Below are 17,368 nucleotides of genomic sequence, written 5' to 3'. Positions count from 1 at the left end.
AGCAGCAACAAATAGTTATTTCCACCCGTGTAACTGAAACCAGCCAGCACGCTCAATGACATTTTTAGAATAGTCTCTCCCTGTCGTATAATAATCTACTCCATATCCCATTCTATAGCCATCCCAAGCACGTCTAGGACCACAATTATATCCTGCTACTCCAGCTTTGATTAGTTTAAAACTCATCTCCCAGCCTGCTTTTTTCTCAAAATACAACATACAGTTCTTCAATACAGCTCCACCATATATAATATTTTCTCTTCCATCCGCCCATTTGCCCGATTGAATAAACGGCACATGCCAACGATCATCGACCTGCATCAAACCTCGTCCATGGCCATGATCCCCTGTTCCTCCTGGTCCAGGAGGTGTTAATGCCAATCCCCAGTGAGATTCACGAGAACCTAAACCAGCAATAATTGATGGAGGAATACCATATTTTTCAGCTACTTTCTTGACGGTGTATTCGTACTTTTTTAACTCTTCTAATTGTTGTAGTAAGGTTCTATCCCATTTAGAATAAGATGTTTGAAACGTTGTTGATGGGTTTTTAGGCGATGGCTTTTTAAGTAACAAAGACCATGTATACGGTCCTACAATTCCATCGGCACCGAGCCCTTTTGAAGCTTGAAACAAGCGAACAACATTTTCTGTATAAGCTCCAAATTCACCATCAGGGCGAATTCGGTACCCCAAGCCTTTTAATAGAGTTTGTAATTCTTTTACGTCATCTTTTAAGTGTGGAGAGGTATGGCTAAAGCCATCGTATAATCTCAAAGTTGGTCTTCCCATGTGTTAAATGTATCTTTTTTATCGGGTCTCAAAAAAAATAGTCTTAGAAGTTTAAATACCCCGTTGGTTATTCCATGAACAACTATTTTGTGGTTTAAACGGAGTAATAAAGTTAGCCTCATAGCAAAAACTATACATCGCCCCAATAGTATTCTTTGTGTTCAATCAAGCTTCCAAATAAGCATTACTATTAGATCACGACTAAATTTGTATGATTCAATATAAGTAATCGTTCAAAAAAATAATTCCATTTTTTGTTATTATTTTTTCTGACCTCTTACTTAGTATTTTTTATTTATTAGCATGATTAAAATCCACACAACCTCTCTGAGAATGTTTGTTTTTGCTTCTTCGCTAATATGATAAAGAATTTTGACGTAAAAAAGTTTAATCTTTAGGGCTGATTTATCCCCTATAATAGTATATATGATGCATCTTTCTTCTTCAAAAAACTTTAAAATCATACTTAAAAAAAGCAATTCATTCAACTCAAAACCACTAATTGAATAGGTTTATAGTCTGATACTTAGATATATTGACACTATTTGCGTACCTTTCAGTTTTTATATTTTGCCAAAAACTTAAAATCTTGCAAAGAAAAAGTATGATATTTCTAAAAATAGAAATAAAAAGCGTGTAATACCAAATTTTGAAACAAAAAAACAATGTTTTTGTTAGTTTTGTACCACGTACGTCTATTTTCACGTTTTCCCCTCCCTCATTACTTTAGCCCATGTGACTTATAAAATAAGAAATGAATCGTCTAATATACATAAGCATTCTCTTTTTATTCCTCAGTGGTTGCTTGTCTGTTGGTTATGCTCAGTCTGATGTAGAGCAAACATTAGCCCGTGCTTACAAACATATCCTAGATGCCGAAAAGTATTATGCAGAAATGCAATATGTAGAAGCAAAGGAATCCTACCAATTTGCTGCACGCCTTTATCGAAACAATAACTTACCTGCTTACTATGCTATTTGTTACAATGGTATTGGAAACATTTATATTGAGTTGGCACTCTATGAGGAAGCAAAGAACAAAGGCTTTGAAAAAGCACTACAACAACTTGCAGAAATAAAAAGTATCGACCCTAGTTTTGAAATAGATAGTAACCTAATTGCAGACGCTTATGAAGGGTTGGGACGTTACTACAGTAGTATTTCTACGACTCTAAGAACTGATAGAGGAGTAGAAACCAAGATTCACTACAAAAAAGCTTTGGAGTATCACGAAGCAGCACTTAAAATTCGCAAAAATCTACACGGTGACATACATCAAAAAGTTGCTCTTTCTTATTACTACATAGGTCGTTGTTATCGTGGTTTTTCTAACAAAGATTTTGTCCATATTAATATAGATGGTACACCAATTCAAAAAGAATTAGAATATCTAAATAAAGCGCTCGATATTCAATTGCAGACAATTGGAAAAATGCACTATCAAACAGCAAATACCTATCAAGCGATTGGCAATTTCTTTTATGAAACACAAAAGGATTATCACAAAGGACTGTCCTATCATCAAAAAACATTTGAAATCCGCAATACATTATTTGATAACAACCATCTGCAAATTGCCTCTTCTTATATTGATATTGCCATTTATTATCGAGTCATGAACATCTATGATCGAGAATTAAAATGCCTTGAAAAAGCACTCAAAATTCAACTCAATGTCTTAGGAGCAGAACACGTAGAAGTGGCTAAGAGCTACTATCTCTTGGCCAATCGTTATAGAAACAATGGTTCTTTGGCAAAAGCTTTATCTTATTATGAATATGCTCTGCTGATATTTGAAAAACTAAAACACAAAGAAAGTTTAGAAATTGCCGAAGTGCGGTTGGCCTTGGCACTTTGTTTTCGAACGTTAAAAGAAAGCAATAATGAATTGGAGCAACTCAAACAATCTAGAAAAATCTATGAAACAAATTTGGGTCGTAATCATCTAAAACTCGCTCCTGTTTTTTTAGAAATAGGAAATTATTACCTCAATCAAAAAGCGTATGATTCTACGTTGTTTTTTTATCAAAAAGCATTAAAAATCAATCAGCAACAATTGGGCTTAACCCATTATTCTGTTACGAATATTTATGAAAAAATAGCCAATATTTATCGTTTGCAAGAATTTCCTGACAAGGAATTTAGTTATTTGATGAAAGCGTTAGAAACCAAACAAGATGAGGCATACTTAATTAATGAATCAAGGGTTAACCAACGCTCGAATTCTCAACAATTAGATTTTTCGATTGACAAAGAAAATCGTAATAGAACACTTGAACAACAACTCTATAGCAGCTATATGGGATTGGCTGATTTTTATCATAGAGCTAAAGAATATAGGCAAGCACTTTTGTACATCCAAAGAGCACTTGCAACAGTTTGCCCTAGTTTGTACGACCAAACAATTAATATTTATACCAATCCTTCTACTCAAGATTTGTCTCGTAATATTGCATGGCTTGGTGCTTTAGAGCAAAAAGCCAAACTAATTCAGCAACTCTATAGAGAAAGACATCGTATTAAAGATCTAAAGTTTGCTATTGAAACTTATCGCCAAGGGATTGAGGTTATTAACTCATTACGAAACAATTTTAGCTCGATACAAGCTCGACAAGAACTTAAGAAATATTCTCTCCCCGTTTACGAGGGTGCGATTACTGCCCTATATCTTATGTATCAACAAAGTGAAGACGCAAAATATTTGGATCAAGCTTTTGAAGTGACAGAATACAGTAAAACATTTGCCCTGCTTCAGGGGTTACAAAATAATCTTGCTCGTGGTAGTAGCAATATCCCTCCTCAATTATTAGAGTTAGAATCTACGTTGCGCAATCAACTCGCTTATTATTCTAATTATAAGAATAGAAATGCGAAAGATAATCAAGAATTTGACAAAGCTTATCTAAAAACAAAACAATCTTATGATTCTCTGATTTTTGAATTGGAACGCCAATACCCAACCTACTATCGTTTAAAATACGAAGCTAAAATTACATCTACGGATGAAGTTCAATCTCAATTACTCCAACCCAAACACGTACTCTTAGAATATTTTGTAGGAGATGAATACATTTATGTTTTTAAGATTGCACCTCACAAAAAAGAGTTTTTCCAAATTCTCATTCCTCAAAATTATGAGCAACTGGTATACAATTTAAGAAGTGCTTTAACTAACTATGACATGATTGGAGAGCATCCACAATGGGCTTATCAAGCGCTAATTGCTGCTTCGCATAAATTCTACTTAGAGTTTTTTGCACCACTCATTTCACCTACCGATCTTGTTGAAGAAATCACGATTATCCCAGATGGAATGCTCAATTATATTCCTTTTGAGGTCTTGATAGAAAAGCGTCCAGAAGAACACAAAATGCAAGATAGAGACTACAAAGAATTAGCTTTTATCCTAAATAGATACAGTATTAACTATAATTATTCATCGACACTATGGATCAATAATACACAGGACAAACAAGGTCAAAACAATGGAAAATGTTTAGGGTTTGCGCCATCTATTCAGTTTGCCACTAATCAAGATAGTTTGCCTTGGACTCAAAAAGAGTTGAATGCTATTAAAGCTATTTTTGATGGAGAGTATTATTATGGAGAAGAGGCCAATAAGTACTTATTTAAAAGAGTTTCTAATAAATTCAGTATCATCCACTTAGCGACACATGGAATTGTCAACATGGAACATCCTATGCGCTCCATGCTTTCTTTTGCTTCCTCAGATACAAGTAATAAAGACAATGCCGCTCTCTATGCTTACGAAATTCACAATTTAGCGCTAAATGCCGACTTGGTCGTTCTTAGTGCTTGCGAGACTGGATTCGGTAAAGCTATTCGAGGAGAGGGTGTTTTGAGTCTAGCACGGGCATTTTTGTATGCTGGTGCCCCAAGCGTTGTCACAACACTTTGGGAGGTCAATGACTTTACTAGCGCTGCTCTTATCGAAACTTTCTACTCTAATTTAGCTATAGGAATGAACAAACCTGCTGCTTTGCAACAAGCCAAACTAACATTCTTATCCAAAACAGATGAAATATCGGGACATCCTACTTACTGGGCAAGTTTTATTTCTATTGGGAATGCTAGTCCTATTGAAAAAAAACGTTCTTGGAGTTTTTTAATTGGAATTATAAGCCTTTCTATCTTACTCCTTTTATTACTTTTTAAAGTATTTCAAAAATCAGAAAGACATTGAACAAAAAATCACTCTAGAATAAAATTCCAGAGTGATTCTCAATAATTTGCCTAATCTTTTGATTAATTGCTATACTTATTGTTCACTAGCTTGTTTTCTCCATTCATAACGAACACAACGAGCGGCAAAGCTTTTGATTTTTTTATCTAAGTTGACAATATCAACTTGCTTCAAATCTGCCAACTGCTGGAATGTTGTAATGCCTTCAGCTTTTAGTTTTTCGGCCATTTTTTCTCCAAGACCTTTTAACACTGTTAAGTCATCATTCTCCAATTGTTCTGCAACTTCTTTTACCTTTCCTGCTGCTTTTTTGACTTTTTTGTCAACTTTCTTTTCCACTTTTTCTTTTACTTTCTTTCCCTTCTTCAGCTTGCTACTAACCATTTCCTTTGCCTCTTTCACTTTTACATCAACCGTTTTCTTAGCCCCCTTGACCTTCTCTTTAGTATCTTTAATAGTTTCATCAATGATCTCTTTAACTTCCTCAACAGTTTCTGAAAATGCTACTCCTTCTTCTTCCAAATCAGCTTCAATTTCTTCGATTTTGTCTTCGTTACGTTCCTTGCGATTGCGAACCTCTTCTTTGATCAAAACACTCAACTCATCAAATTTAGATTCTAAAAGCGTTAATCGATCTTCGATAGTAGTATAAATTCGATTTTCAAGTCCCAAATAGCGACTCTCCATCTTTTCATAACGACTCTTAATTTCCTTGCTTAGTGTCTTTTTTAATTTTTTCAACATTGATTGTTTCTGTTTTTCTTTAATAATTAATTGATTTTGGTCTCGCAAAAGTACATTAACATAAACAAAGTTTTGAGTTTTTTGTTCAAAAAAAGATGGCAAAATTCATTTTTCTCCTTGGTTTATTAGCCTTTAAATATATAATTTCTCCTTATTTTTACATTTTTTAAGTTTGGGTTATTTCTGTACCTTTTTACCTACAGTTTCCAATAACCTCATAACCAACTATATACCAACCAACTAACACTAGAAATCCACCAACAACATCTAATAATCAATTGAACACACCTATCTCTAAGAACATCACCAAACAACAAAGCCAATGAGAGCGTTTCTCATTGGCTTTGCAAAAGTGGGAATAGAAATACAATTTAAAATTGTAACCCGACAAATAGTTGAAACCCTAGATTTCCATCAATATCATTTCTCTGAATATACGAACCATCACTATTCAAATCTTTTAGAGAGTAGTCGTATTTGTTGGTCGTAATATCTAATAAACTATAACTAAATCTTAGTCCTAATCGAAGACCTGGCGTGAAGTAATAAGAAACACCAGCTTGAAGAGTTAAGTCAACTGTCTTAAATATATGTTCGTTAGCTTTGTCTTCTACATCTGTAAAGTAATAGGCACTTGGTCCTCTAGGATAATAACGTGTTGTACCATCAATTTTGGCAGACTTTGCTGTATTGTCATACACAGCACCAATTTCGTCCTTGATCATTTTATAATCCAAGTCCATTTCTATAAATTGAGAAATGTCTGGATTATCTGCATTTAAAATATCAGCATCACCAAACTTGATTGTTCCCAATGCTTTTGAATCAATTAAGAAACCTATTCCAGCCCCTACGTCAAATTGCAATCGATCGTCTAATGCCTCGAAGTAAAACATGACAGGAACTTCTATATACGCATTGATAATATTCATACCGACACGACGCTTATAGTTTTTATCCGTTCTTTTTTCATAGCTACTCCCTATTTTATTGTAACCATAAATCAAGGCTTGCTCTGTTCCGTAAGCAGGTAGTTTCAAGAAAGAATTTTCGGCGGATGCACTATAGTAGGTTCCCTTCTGCACAAAAACTACTTCGGCAGCCAATCCAAAACGCTCATGCAAGGGCAACTTAACCGTCCCTCCTGCCGAAACTCGAACAGTTAATTTATTGGTTTCGTCTACTCCATTCTCTTTGGGACCAAACATTGTTGCAAAACTTGCTCCTGCCCTCAAACCAAATTTGGGTTTAAATAAGTCTTGTGCTTGTGTTGTATAACCTGCCAAAAAGCAGATTACCAATACACTCACCTGTATTGTCTTAATAAAATTCATGTTCATTTTTCTATGTGTATAAATAGGGATTATCTTTGTCCCTTTCCAAAATTATGGTGTGAATTCTTATCTTGTAAATATTCTAAAATGTTAAAAGCATCTAACAAAACACTTAATAAATGCGCACAAAGATAACAAAAGGCTTTTATAATTTAATAGTTCTGCCATTTTTTGCTTATCTAGCTACTCGCTTATAACTCTATAAAACAGAAACAATTTTAAATTGGTTGGGCTAGTTCAATCGATTTTTTTAACAACATTTTATTCGCCTAATACTTTGTGGATTATTGATCGTATTACTGTTTGGTATTCGATGTGTTTCGGGCATGGCTAGTTTTTATACAAAATGATAAAACATAAAACAACAATTGAATTAGAACCTGCTGCTTTTAAGATACAGTATCAAGATTACTTGTTATCCATTGGCTCTTGTTTTGCTCAAAATATAGCTCAAAAGTTGCAGAATATTTTCTATAATGTTTCCATTAATCCTTTTGGCACTCTATACAACCCCATTTCTATTCGCAATAGTTTGGGCTTACTTCTAAACAAGTATGAGTTTCAAGAAGAGGATTTGTTCTTTCACAATGGTCTTTGGAATAGTTTTCAACATCACAGCTCATTTTCATCAACCACAATTGAGGAAACACTTGAACGGATTAACATCGAATTAATAAAAGCAAGAACTCGCTTAAAAAGAAGCAACACCTTACTTATAACTTTGGGTACAGCTTGGGTTTACGAGCTTAGAAAAACTCAAAAAGTGGTGAGCAATTGCCATAAGTTTCCTGCCAATAGATTCAAAAGAAGACGCTTAACTGTTGACGAAATTGTAAGCAGCTTAGGTCCTTTGTTAGAATATCTAAAAGAAAACACACCAGACCTTAATATCATTCTTACTGTCAGTCCTATCCGACATTTAAAAGATGGTTTTACCGAAAACCAAATAAGCAAATCAACGTTGTTATTGGCTGTACAAGAAATGGTACAGAAAGCACGTTTTATACATTATTTTCCTGCCTATGAAATTATGATGGATGACTTGCGAGATTATCGTTATTATACTGATGACTTAATCCATCCTAGTTCTTTGGCCATTGAGTACATTTGGGAAGCATTTGCTCAAAGTTATTTAGCACCAGAAGAAGCGTCTTTAAGGAAAAATATTTATAAGTTGCACAAAGCCATACAACACAAATCTTTTAATCCAAGCTCTAGTAGTCATCAAAAATTTGTGCAGCAACAATTAAAAAATATTCAAAAAATTAAAACAAAAGTGCCTTCTTTGGACTTAAAACAGGCTGAAAGTCATTTTTTAAATCAATTAATACAGACCTAAAGTAACCGCTCCCAAAAGCATTTGTAGAATTCTTTAGTTCAGCATGTTACTTAACGACAACATAGTTGTGATTCATCAAACAAAGTATTACTTTTAAGAAGAGAATTAAGCATTCTACTTGATCTGCAAACTCATTTCATTATTCATCATCTTGTATCGTTAATACCATATGCAACCAATCATTCGAAAATATTCCCGCTATATTGGCGCATTGCTTTCTATAACGATTGCTTGCTTAATCATTTATTACTTTAGTGATATTTTTACTTGGGTAGTATTGGCCTGGGTTATCTCCTTACTAGGCTCTCCCTTGATGAAGTTAATGGGGCGTATTCGGTACAGGGGATGGGAAATCCCGAATAGTATTCGTGCCTTAGTTGTCCTATTCCTTTTTTATGGCATTTTTGGACTGCTCTTCTATATCTTTGTTCCTGTAATCGTCAAACAAGGACAAAACTTAGCAGAAGTAGATTACACAGCCATCGTCACAAGTTTAGAAGAACCTATTGCTCATTTCAATGATTGGTTGATTGTCAAAGGTCTCTCTGGAGGGGAATTATCGACTTATGCCGATTCTACCAACTTAATAGAAGTCCCCGTGGACTCTGTTCCAACCACAACAGCGCCTGCCTCCCCTTCCAATATAAAAACTTATACCAACGTACACATTGACTCTCTAATTCTAGCCAATGGTGATACAATCCCCCAAACACACGTTCACTTAAAGATAGCTCTAAATGTTGAGCCAATGGTTCCTGTAGACACAACAGTGGTTATTACACCTTCTGACACCCCTTCTGAACAGTTAAGAAAAAAAATGTTTGAGTATGTTAGCCCCTCTCAAATTATTACTAGAACCTTGCTATACATGTTCTCTTTCTTTGGCAATTTTATGGTATTGATGACCTCTGTCACATTCATTGCCTTTTTCTTCTTGAAGGACGAACAATTATTTGGACGTGTCTTAAAAGCCATTGTTCCCAATCAGCAAAAAGATGAAGCAGATACAGCACTTTCGCAAATAAAGCGCTTGTTGACACGCTATTTTAGTGGCATTTTGTTACAAATAACACTTATTACACTTTACGTTACTGTATTGCTCTCTTTCTTCAACATTCCCAATGCGTTCTTAATTGCCTTTTTTGCCGCTATTGTTAATGTTATTCCCTACTTAGGTCCTATCATAGGAACTTTATTTGGAATGCTCGTAATCATTAGTTCCAACCTAGATATGTCCTTCTATATGGTTACTTTGCCTATGATTTTAAAAGTAATGGGGGTATTTGCTTCGATGCAAATTTTAGATGGTTTTGTATTGCAACCCTATATTTTTTCTAATAGCGTGTCCGCTCATCCTTTGGAGATTTTTATTGTGGTGGTCGTTGGAGCTAAATTAGGAGGTATAACAGGTATGGTTGTTGCCATTCCAGCTTATACTATCATTAGAGTGATTGCATCTGTTTTCTTAAAAGAATTTCAATTGGTACAAAAATTAACTCAAAGCTTATCCGCCTCAAAAGAAAATATAGATGTTGGGGAAAATGTAGATATCGAAGTAGAGGATTAAGCATAAATCAACACTACTTAGCTAATTCGTTAAAATATGCTAAACTATCTTTTATTGTGAATTGTTTTAACCATAATTGGGTTAAAGATGATACCATATCATAAAAAACAAAAATAGTTCTTAGTGCAAGAACTTGTAAACAATCACTCCAAAACCGAACTGTAAGAACTTATAATACAATCAAAATATGGCTTTAAAAATAAGATATAACTCTCCTGTCGTACTCACCTTCTCTCTCATCTGCATCGGTGTTTATCTAATTGATTTAATTGCATCGGTGGGTACAGGTCCTAATGAAGTAGGGCGAATCACTTCTGCCTTTTTTATGTTACCTGGAAATTTTGATTGGGCAAATCCACTCAACTATGTCCGACTGCTAACCTATACAATGGGACATGCTAATCAAGCCCACATCATGGGAAATATGTCGATTTTCTTATTAATTGCCCCAATTATGGAGGAAAAATATGGTAGTCGAAAAATTCTCTTAATGATGATTTTAACGGCTCTAGTAACTGGTTTTTTGCAAATCTTGTTGTTTAGTACAGGTTTGTTAGGGGCAAGTGGAATTGTATTTATGTTTATTGTATTAGTATCCTTTGCAGACGTAAGAAAAGGGAGTATTCCACTAACATTTATACTAGTCGCTTTATTTTTTATTGGGCAAGAGGTCATTCATAGTATGCAAGAAAACATGGTTTCTGAATATGCTCATATTATGGGGGGTATCATGGGTGGTATTTTTGGAATGTTTTTTACAGAAACACAAAAAGATCCTACCCCTCCTTCAACAACAACAAATTTACCCAACAAGGACGTAGACATATAGATAAAAAAACCAAATAACACCTTAACAAATGATAACCAATAATTCTACTGATAGAATTATTGGTTATTTTTATGTTTGCCTCAAAATTTATTGACTTTAGATAAGAAATCTTGCTCTGCAAGTACTTTCTACTGCATTAGAGTCAACTTTACATTTGTAAATAGGTATTTTTCCATTCTTATTTATTTACCTAAAAATGTTAAAATGTATTCATCTGAAAATTTCTGGAATAGAGTCTCTAGCCATTCTAGTGACAAAATAGGAAAAATAGGCTTGCAAATAATTCATCGTACCACTTCATACCTCAATAAATCAGACACAGTTCTAGATTTTGGGTGCGGTTCTGGTCTGATAAGTATTGAATTGGCAAAAGCCGCACAAGATATAGTAGCGATTGACACTTCAGAGAAGATGATAAAAATAGCTCAAGATAAATCTAATAATATCCCCCAAAAGATAAGTTTCTTATATACAGATCTTTTCGACCAAAGATTTAAAAACAATTCTTTTGATATAATATTAGCATTTAATGTATTACATTATGTTACAGATACAAAAAAAACACTAAAAAAAATATATACCTTATTAAAAACCAATGGCATATTCATATCCTCCACAGCCTGTTTAGGCGAAAAAAGAAGTCTTCCTCGAATCTTTATGACAGTACTCCTAAAATTAGGAATCATGCCAACTACGAACTTTTATACTAAAATAGAATTACAACAATCCATCCAACAATCAGGCTTTTTTATCAAAGAACAAAGAGAATTATCTAATTTGCCCGAATTATTCCTTGTTGCGCAAAAACACTAACAACTCAACATAAAACGATGCTTTTGTTCCTAACAGAGCAGATTGGACAGTACCTCAACGATTGGACATTTCAGAAAACTCTTTGATAACTCTAAACTCCACTCGACGATTGGAGGCACGACCATTATTGGTAGCATTGGATTCAACAGGTTGTGTTTCTCCAAACCCTTTAAAAGCAAAACGATCAGAAGCAATTCCTTTTTTCTCTAAATACTTCATGACAGTTGACGCACGGCGTATTGCCAAAGTCCAGTTGTAACGATTGGAACCATTGCTATCTGTATGCCCCAATACTTCTACCGCTATAGTTGGATAAAATTGGAGTGTATCTGCCATTTTATCTAACTCAGCTTTGGCTATATTGGTCAAGATAGACTTGTCATGATCAAAATAAACACTTTTAAACGTAGGAATATGCTGTGCCCTAATGGGCACTTTTACAGGTTCTCCAGGCTTTTTCTTAGGTCGAAAGCAAATAGGATCTAGTTCTCTTTCCTCGTATTTTTCTAAGTTAGTTAAATCAATTTGTATGGTATCTTGATTGCTCTCTTCTAGCTCAGCATTATATGTAGCCACTATTTTATAATTAAAACCGCCAACTAAAGCCAATTTAAATTCGCCATTAATGGGGTTGGTTCGAGCATAAGCATCTTCTACCAAAACACCTTCTTTAAAAACTTTTATGCTAGTAGGAATACCCTTTTGATCAAAGCAGTTGATCACATATCCCGTTATTAGTGCCGTTGGCTCAGGTCGTAAAGCTTCTGGCATTTTTAAACTATAAATATCATACCCTCCATAAGATTTTTTGTCTGAAACAAAATAGGCATACTCTCCCGAAGCAGGAATAACAAGCCCTTCATCCGCTCCTTTAGTATTGATGGTTAGACCTAAATTTTGAGGCACCTCCCAATTAGTCCATGAATCGTCCAGTCGCTTGGCCATAAAAATATCGCGCCCTCCATAACCAGGATGTCCATCGGTATCAAAATACAAGGTTTTACCATCCGCTGCTAAAAAAGGACAGTGTTCATTTCCAGGAGTGTTCAGTGTTGGTCCTAAATTTTTGGGTGTAGAAAAGTTACCATCAGGTAGCAAAAACGAAACATACAAATCCCTTCCTCCATAGGTATCTGGTCGTTTCATCGAAAAGACAATGGTTTTGCCATCCGCTGCCAAATCAAAAGAAACCCATCTACCAACATGCTGTAGTCTCTGAATGGCTTTTCGCTTAGGAATTGACCAACCGTCTTTTGTTCTATATGTAAACGCCAACACTTCATCCATACTTGTTCGTCCATAACTATTGATGGTCATTAAGGTGTTGTTATCTGGCATTACAGCATTGACAAAATTATTGCCCTGATTGTTCAATGGACGACCAATGTTCACTGCTTTTGACCATACTCCATCTTCTGAACGAGTGCTAAAGTAAATATCTTGCGCTCCAAAACCATCTTTAGCATCTTCTCGAACAAAATACAAAGTTTTACCATCTGGGCTTATCGTTGGCGATTTATCAACATACTCACTATTCACCTCTCGCCCCAAGTTCTGTGGTTGAGTTCCCTCTACAGCATCCCCTCCTTTTACCAAATTGATCTCGCCCATATCTTGGTAAATAGCCAAACGCTTAAAAATAATTTCTCTTGACGTACTTTTTAAGGCAACCCCCGTTTGCTCAAAAGGTCGATAAGGCATCTTATACACAACTTTATTATTGATAAAAAAGAGCAAATTTCCCCCTTGCTTTCGAACTTCAAGGGTATTATAATCAGTTGCAATAAGCTTACTTTTTCGAACCCAAGGCTCTATAACATTGAATTTTCCGTGTAGCTGATACCCTATTCTAAATTCTTTTCGATTGTTGATTTCAAAGTGATAATATTTATAGGCATCTTTTCGCCCCCAAGACAGCCCCCATTTGGAATCCATCATTCGATTTTTAGAATCGAACTCTGCAACGAGACGAAAATCTTTTTGGGCATTTACATACAAAGCATTATAGTAGGTTTTTTCACCATATTCTTGAACTTTATACCAACGATTGACATTCTTCTCAAAATCCAATTCTTCAAACCACAACGGTAGGTTTTCTTGTGCTTGGCTATTGGATACAAAACAAATCAGTAAGAGTAAGGTAAACTTTATTTGGGATAGTTGCATCTTTATTTTTTTTAATAATAATAACGATTGATAACAGCAAAAGTTACGAGAAGTACATCCTCTACCTCAAATAACATTCCTATTCCCAATCGAAAATAATAGCTTTCAAACCACTCTAAAATCATTGGATTGTCATTTTCTCTGATTCAGATATAATTGATGCTCTATAAGATATAGCCATACACTCCTATAATTAAAAAAATTGCATAGAGTAGTAGAATGTTGTATCTTTGCGTCACTATTAATCTGTTTGGGGGCTTTCCAAAACCTCAAACCAACAATTTTAAAAATACTATGTTTCCAGAATATGATGTAATTGTTGTAGGTGGAGGACATGCAGGCTGCGAAGCAGCAACAGCAGCTGCCAATATGGGTTCCAAGGTGTTGTTAGCAACCATGAATATGGAAACCATTGCCAAAATGTCTTGCAATCCTGCTATGGGTGGTGTTGCCAAAGGGCAAATTGTACGTGAAATTGATGCTTTAGGTGGCTATTCGGGAATTGTAACCGATCATACCATGATCCAATTTCGCATGCTAAACTTATCCAAAGGTCCTGCCATGTGGAGTCCTCGTGCTCAAAGTGACCGAATGCGTTTTGCCGAAAAATGGCGTATGATGCTAGAATCCAATCCCAATATTTCTTTTTGGCAAGAAATGGTCGTTGGTCTTGTTGTCAAAAATGGTGTTGTAAAAGGAGTGCGCACTTCTTTAGGTTTAGAAATTCCTGCCAAAACGGTTATTCTAACCAATGGAACATTTCTAAATGGTATTATCCATATTGGCGAGCGAAAAATAAGTGCTGGACGTGCTGGCGAACGAGCTTCAACAGGTATTACTGCTCAATTGATAGAGTTAGGTTTTGAGGCAGATCGCATGAAAACAGGTACTCCTGCACGTGTCGATGGACGTACCATCAACTGGGATGTGATGGAGGTACAGCATGGAGACGAACCTGTTGGCAAGTTTTCATTTACCGATACACCCAAATTAGAAAAACAACGTCCTTGCCACATTACTTACACCAACAAGCAAGTGCACGAAATCCTAAAAACAGGATTCGATAAATCTCCTATGTTTACGGGACGGATACAAGGTATTGGTCCTCGTTACTGCCCTTCTATTGAGGATAAAATTGAACGTTTTGCGGACAAAGAACGCCATCAATTATTTGTAGAGCCTGAAGGTTGGGATACTTGCGAAGTTTATGTAAATGGCTTTTCTAGCTCTTTGCCTGAAGATGTGCAATACAAAGCTTTGCAATTGATTCCTGGCTTTGAAAATGCCAAAATGTTCCGCCCTGGCTATGCTATTGAATACGACTTTTTCCAGCCCACACAACTCAAAGTTTCTTTGGAAACTCGCCTAGTGAAAAACTTATTCTTTGCAGGGCAAATTAATGGAACAACAGGTTACGAAGAAGCGGCTGCTCAAGGTCTAATGGCGGGAATCAATGCACATCTAAAAATACACGACCAAGAACCTTTTGTTTTAAAACGTTCAGAGGCTTATATTGGTGTTTTGATTGATGATTTAATCAACAAGGGAACAAAAGAACCTTACCGTATGTTCACGTCTCGTGCCGAACATCGCATTCTCTTGCGCCAAGACAATGCAGATACTCGATTGACACCGTTGGCAGATCAACTAGGTATTGATGTGAAAGATCGCCTAAAACGTGTGAGAGAAAAAGAGGCTGCTTATGAGAAAATTGCTGAATTTATTCATAATACGAGTATAGATCCATCTGATATTGATCAAGTATTGGCAGAAAAAGGCTCTGCTCCTCTGCGTCAAAAAATGAAAATGCATAAAATTCTTTTGCGCCCAAATCTCAGCATCAAAGACTTTATGAAAGCTATTCCTAAAGTAGAAAAATTCATGCAGCAATTTGAGCAAGAATTTGTAGACTGTGCTGAAATTAATTTGAAGTACGAGGGATACATTCGCAAAGAAAAAGATCAAGTTGAAAAAATTAACCGCTTAGAAAATGTGCGCTTATATGACATTGACTACTCAACCATCAAAGGGCTTTCTTCCGAAGCCGTGGAGAAGTTGAATCAGTTGCAGCCTGCAACTATTGGTCAAGCAAGTCGTATTAGTGGTGTTTCTCCTGCTGATGTATCTATTTTATTGGTCTATGTAGGACGCTAAAAAAACGATCATTTATTCAATTTATAGTGAGTTGTATGCAATCATTATGTGATGCATACAACTCTTTTTTTTGTACGGCACATTACGCTCGCTACTGCTACGCTATCTAAAGATCTGTTTTACAAACAACTACCAACCAATAAAAATTAAGTGGTGTCTACGAATCGTTGAACTGCTTCCATTTTTTTCCTAAAACTAGGATTCATCGAGTCTTGCCGCTTTTTTTGTGATAAAACTTGCTATTCTATAATTAGGCATATTTAATTTTTTAGTTTAAATTACACACAATTCACTAACAATAAGTTGTTTATGTAGATTTTTTTTTGTAACTTTTGGTAATCTTTTAGCTTAAAGGTAAATTAAGTTAAGTATCAAGTTATAATTGGTTTAAATCAGATTATACTTATACCCTTAAACCTCACACAAACGTATTGGTTATCATTCAGCCACTATCTGTTGGAAATGTCTTTCACTACTCAAAGAATAGACCTAAAGCCTTAACATGAATTACTACTTTCTTTTTTTGAATAGAAAGAGCATCCAAGAATCTAGACGAATACAAGCAATATATTCCCTTACCAACAACACATTGATCATTAATCGAATGCAAGTCTCGCAACATAATTTTATTTGTAAAAAAGTCTTTGACTAACTGCTAGAGAAAGTACTTTTTTACAGCTTATTTGTCCTCACCTCAAAAATAAAGCATATGATTCAAGTACTTAAATCACACAGCAAAAACAAGGATACTGACAAAGTCATTTCATTGATTCACTCTAATCCTGAAATTTTAAACTTTAGAGATTATTATGGTAGCTCAGGGCTGATGATTATTGCGTATAATCAGTTAGACAAAGCTCTAGAGCAAGCACTTGCCTTGAAAAAAACCTTATCGTTTCACGAAGCGATTGTTTGTGGTAAAATTGATGCGGTAAAAGAGCATCTACGACAGTATAAATCTAAAGGAATTAATGCTCTTTCTCAAGATGGTTATCCTCCTTTATGCTTAGCCGCTCTATTCCATCAAACAGAAATTGCAAAACTACTGATTGAATATGGTGCCGATGTCAATCTTGCTGCCAAGAACGTTTCTAGAGTCACACCTTTACAATCGGCTGTTGCCAAAGAAAACTACGAACTCTGTACGATTTTACTTAAAGCTGGTGCAAATCCTAACATTGCTCAAATGCAAAATGCCACAGCGCTGCATTCTGCGGTTTACAGAGGAAATTTAGCCTTGACAAAACTACTCGTTGAAAATGGTGCTTTTATTACAACAAAAATGTACACAGGAGAAACAGCCATGAGCATTGCAGAAAATAAAGGTTATCAAGAAATAAAAGACTACTTACTAGCAGCACAAGCCGATGCATAGGTACTTTTTTATCACCAAGTAATAATTTGCTTATTTCCTAGCTTTCAGCAA

At 35.3% G+C, this 17,368-nt stretch carries 11 protein-coding genes; 7 read left to right on the top strand and 4 right to left on the bottom strand.

What is annotated here, in order from left to right; translation table 11 throughout:
• Window positions 1-15: 15 nt before the first annotated feature.
• A complete protein-coding gene (locus QP953_RS01800; RefSeq protein ID WP_052598079.1) occupies window positions 16-792 on the bottom strand; it encodes a peptidoglycan-binding protein in 777 nt (258 codons plus the stop codon).
• Window positions 793-1,546: 754 nt separating this feature from the next.
• On the opposite strand from QP953_RS01800, the gene QP953_RS01795 reads away from it, so the two are divergent.
• Complete coding sequence (locus tag QP953_RS01795; RefSeq protein ID WP_309553773.1) at window positions 1,547-4,996, top strand: CHAT domain-containing tetratricopeptide repeat protein; 3,450 nt, start codon at window positions 1,547-1,549, stop codon at window positions 4,994-4,996.
• 75 nt (window positions 4,997-5,071) lie between these two features.
• Here the strand turns inward: QP953_RS01795 and QP953_RS01790 are convergent, their stop codons facing one another.
• Both QP953_RS01790 and QP953_RS01785 read right to left on the bottom strand, forming a co-directional pair.
• Complete coding sequence (locus QP953_RS01790) at window positions 5,072-5,740, bottom strand: hypothetical protein (protein WP_156039814.1); 669 nt, start codon at window positions 5,738-5,740, stop codon at window positions 5,072-5,074.
• A 371-nt stretch (window positions 5,741-6,111) separates the two neighbouring features.
• Entirely contained in the window at window positions 6,112-7,074 is a 963-nt protein-coding gene (locus tag QP953_RS01785) for an outer membrane beta-barrel protein (protein WP_052598076.1), read from the bottom strand.
• 346 nt (window positions 7,075-7,420) lie between these two features.
• Between QP953_RS01785 and QP953_RS01780 the strand changes: the two genes are divergently transcribed.
• From QP953_RS01780 to QP953_RS01765, 4 genes are all read left to right on the top strand, one after another.
• Window positions 7,421-8,413 carry a GSCFA domain-containing protein gene (locus QP953_RS01780; protein ID WP_309553772.1) on the top strand — a complete coding sequence of 331 codons (993 nt, stop codon included), beginning with the start codon at window positions 7,421-7,423 and terminating at the stop codon, window positions 8,411-8,413.
• 169 nt (window positions 8,414-8,582) lie between these two features.
• Window positions 8,583-9,980, top strand: a complete 1,398-nt coding sequence (locus tag QP953_RS01775) for an AI-2E family transporter (protein ID WP_309553771.1) — start codon at window positions 8,583-8,585, stop codon at window positions 9,978-9,980.
• Window positions 9,981-10,167: 187 nt separating this feature from the next.
• Complete coding sequence (locus tag QP953_RS01770; RefSeq protein ID WP_063833137.1) at window positions 10,168-10,809, top strand: rhomboid family intramembrane serine protease; 642 nt, start codon at window positions 10,168-10,170, stop codon at window positions 10,807-10,809.
• A gap of 204 nt (window positions 10,810-11,013) precedes the next feature.
• Window positions 11,014-11,622, top strand: a complete 609-nt coding sequence (locus QP953_RS01765; protein WP_309553770.1) for a class I SAM-dependent methyltransferase — start codon at window positions 11,014-11,016, stop codon at window positions 11,620-11,622.
• A 54-nt stretch (window positions 11,623-11,676) separates the two neighbouring features.
• On the opposite strand, the gene QP953_RS01760 is transcribed toward QP953_RS01765, so the two are convergent.
• Entirely contained in the window at window positions 11,677-13,788 is a 2,112-nt protein-coding gene (locus tag QP953_RS01760) for an OmpA family protein (protein WP_309553769.1), read from the bottom strand.
• Window positions 13,789-14,082: 294 nt separating this feature from the next.
• Here QP953_RS01760 and mnmG point away from each other — a divergent pair, with 294 nt between their 5' ends.
• Both mnmG and QP953_RS01750 read left to right on the top strand, forming a co-directional pair.
• Window positions 14,083-15,942, top strand: a complete 1,860-nt coding sequence (gene mnmG, locus QP953_RS01755) for a tRNA uridine-5-carboxymethylaminomethyl(34) synthesis enzyme MnmG (protein ID WP_052598166.1) — start codon at window positions 14,083-14,085, stop codon at window positions 15,940-15,942.
• 709 nt (window positions 15,943-16,651) lie between these two features.
• Window positions 16,652-17,317 (top strand): ankyrin repeat domain-containing protein, encoded by a 666-nt coding sequence (locus tag QP953_RS01750; RefSeq protein ID WP_052598071.1) that lies wholly within the window; start codon window positions 16,652-16,654, stop codon window positions 17,315-17,317.
• Window positions 17,318-17,368: the final 51 nt, after the last annotated feature.

The sequence above is a fragment of the Aureispira sp. CCB-E genome, from assembly GCF_031326345.1.
GTDB lineage: Bacteria > Bacteroidota > Bacteroidia > Chitinophagales > Saprospiraceae > Aureispira.
This window is presented reverse-complemented; position numbering and strand designations above follow the sequence as displayed.

Excerpts from the sequence above, each read along its gene's own strand:
- QP953_RS01780 (WP_309553772.1), top strand. The coding sequence starts at position 7,421 with ATGATAAAACATAAAACAACAATTGAATTAGAACCTGCTGCTTTTAAG.
- mnmG (WP_052598166.1), top strand. The coding sequence starts at position 14,083 with ATGTTTCCAGAATATGATGTAATTGTTGTAGGTGGAGGACATGCAGGC.
- QP953_RS01775 (WP_309553771.1), top strand. The coding sequence starts at position 8,583 with ATGCAACCAATCATTCGAAAATATTCCCGCTATATTGGCGCATTGCTT.
- QP953_RS01770 (WP_063833137.1), top strand. The coding sequence starts at position 10,168 with ATGGCTTTAAAAATAAGATATAACTCTCCTGTCGTACTCACCTTCTCT.
- QP953_RS01785 (WP_052598076.1), bottom strand. The coding sequence starts at position 7,074 with ATGAATTTTATTAAGACAATACAGGTGAGTGTATTGGTAATCTGCTTT.
- QP953_RS01795 (WP_309553773.1), top strand. The coding sequence starts at position 1,547 with ATGAATCGTCTAATATACATAAGCATTCTCTTTTTATTCCTCAGTGGT.
- QP953_RS01750 (WP_052598071.1), top strand. The coding sequence starts at position 16,652 with ATGATTCAAGTACTTAAATCACACAGCAAAAACAAGGATACTGACAAA.
- QP953_RS01800 (WP_052598079.1), bottom strand. The coding sequence starts at position 792 with ATGGGAAGACCAACTTTGAGATTATACGATGGCTTTAGCCATACCTCT.
- QP953_RS01760 (WP_309553769.1), bottom strand. The coding sequence starts at position 13,788 with ATGCAACTATCCCAAATAAAGTTTACCTTACTCTTACTGATTTGTTTT.
- QP953_RS01790 (WP_156039814.1), bottom strand. The coding sequence starts at position 5,740 with ATGTTGAAAAAATTAAAAAAGACACTAAGCAAGGAAATTAAGAGTCGT.
- QP953_RS01765 (WP_309553770.1), top strand. The coding sequence starts at position 11,014 with ATGTATTCATCTGAAAATTTCTGGAATAGAGTCTCTAGCCATTCTAGT.